At 50.9% G+C, this 1,471-nt stretch carries 1 protein-coding gene; it reads right to left on the bottom strand.

What is annotated here, in order from left to right:
- On the bottom strand, window positions 1-1,232 hold a 1,232-nt coding region (locus NFR90_RS11555; protein ID WP_251453154.1), incomplete at its 3' end, for an anaerobic C4-dicarboxylate transporter.
- Window positions 1,233-1,471 lie beyond the last annotated feature (239 nt).

Below are 1,471 nucleotides of genomic sequence, written 5' to 3'. Positions count from 1 at the left end.
GTTGTACCGGTGTCGTCCATCTGAACAGCGCCGAGCAGTGTCGGGTATGTCGGGAGAACGAACAGAGCGGAAACAGCGGCGAAGCAGGCAACCAGCATGTAGGCGTTGTCAGGGTTGGCAGCAGTAATGCCGAGCGCTGCAACAACTGTCGGAGTAATCGCCTTAGCAGTAGCGGCCTGAGAGTACAGGAGCATAGCGGCTAAGAAGAACACAACGGCAAGCAGAGCCGGATACTGGCTGATAGTCTGAGAAGCAAACGCCTTGATTTCGTTGGTGTGACCGGAAACGAATGTATCGCCAAGCCATGCAACACCGAGAACGCAGACGCAGGCAACCATGCCGGACTTGAAGACGGATGTACCGGCAACGTCACCGAGTTTAACTTTACAGAGGACGGTAATAAGGGCGCCGACTGTAAGCATCAGGCTCATAATGGCTGCGTCACGAGGAACGACAACGTTCTTGATCAGGCCGACAGCCGGAGAAATGGCGGAAGCGTAGAAAACAACGCAGAGAACGCCGACAAGGAAGATCCAAACAGAGAGTTTAGCCTTGGCATCAATCTTCATTTCATGAAGACCAACTGTCGGTTTGACAAGACCTTCTTTAAGTCTTTCCTGATAGATCGGGTCTGCAGAGAGGTCCATCTTAGAGATGAGCGTCATGATGAATGCTGTGACCATGCAGCCTGCGAATGTTGTCAGAAGCCAAACACCAAGCAGAGCCGGATAGCTCCAGCCGAAGGGTTCCAGAACACCTGTCATGTAAATAACAGCGGCGGAAACCGGAGAAGCGGTAATCGCGATCTGGGAAGCAACAACAGCGATAGAGAGCGGAACCGCGGGACGAACATTTTCGCCTTTAGCAACTTCAACGATAACCGGAATCATCGAGAAAGCTGTGTGGCCTGTACCGGCAAAAATTGTCAGAACATATGTGACCAGCGGAGCGAGGTAGTTAATGTATTTTGGGTTCTTGTAGAGAATTTTCTCAGCAATGTAGACCAAATAGTTAAGACCGCCCGCGAGCTGCATTACAGAGATAGCAGCGATCACGGAAGCGATGATCAGGATCACATCCCAGGGGATGTTGCCCGGTTTCATGCCAAGGCAGAGACCGAGTACGAGAACGCCAGCGCCGCCAGCGTAACCAATGCCGATGCCGCCAAGGCGAACACCGATGAAGATCGCGCCCAGCAGGACGATGATCTGAAGAATAATCATGATATCCATATATCCTCCGAAAGAAATCAAGCGGATAGTTTGACTTCAAGTGGCCGGCACCTATTTATGGGCAGCGCCGTTATTCCCCCTTTCGGATCGGAAGCGTCATGTGAGACCGACCCGAAAGGTATTTAACATCCTTAACGGATTTTTAATTACTTAACAAATTTAGGATTGATCAGGTTCTGAGTGTTGAAGATGGCATCCCATTCAGCCTGTGTGAGCAGGTGCTGTTCATCAACAACGAT

Origin of the sequence: Parasutterella muris (assembly GCF_943193095.1) — a bacterium.
Lineage (GTDB): Bacteria > Pseudomonadota > Gammaproteobacteria > Burkholderiales > Burkholderiaceae_F > Parasutterella > Parasutterella muris.
Note: the sequence above shows the minus strand (reverse complement) of the source record. Positions and strands in the feature narration are given on the sequence as shown.